Source organism: Leptotrichia sp. OH3620_COT-345 (assembly GCF_003932895.1).
GTDB lineage: Bacteria > Fusobacteriota > Fusobacteriia > Fusobacteriales > Leptotrichiaceae > Pseudoleptotrichia.
Map to the genome: position 1 here is coordinate 1 of NZ_RQYW01000169.1, position 316 is coordinate 316.

Annotated in this window: 1 protein-coding gene; it reads right to left on the minus strand. The window is 29.1% G+C overall.

The genetic code is table 11. The annotated features are described in order from the left end of the window. A partial coding sequence (locus EII29_RS11710) for a hypothetical protein (protein ID WP_199726107.1) occupies window positions 1-277 on the minus strand: 277 nt, incomplete at its 3' end. Window positions 278-316 lie beyond the last annotated feature (39 nt).

Consider the following 316-nt stretch of genomic DNA (forward strand, 5'->3'; position numbering starts at 1 on the left):
CTGTATGAAACTTTTGTTCATACTCAACTTTATTTGTTTCTTTGTTTATTGAGTATTTAAATGCTCTATCATACATAAAATTTAAGTAATCTGTGTGTAAATCTCCCAGAAGCGAATCATAATTGTCTCTTTTTTCTATTGTTTCTTTTGAAATTGCCTTACCTTTAGCTTTGCCTTTAGCTTTACCAACACGACATTTACGACCAGACTCTTTATATTTACATTTTGGGTTTTCTCCGTTACAATTAGAACAAAATTCTTGTTTAGGTCTAGCCATTTTTTTACCTCCTTTCTTGATGATAAATTAATTATATAC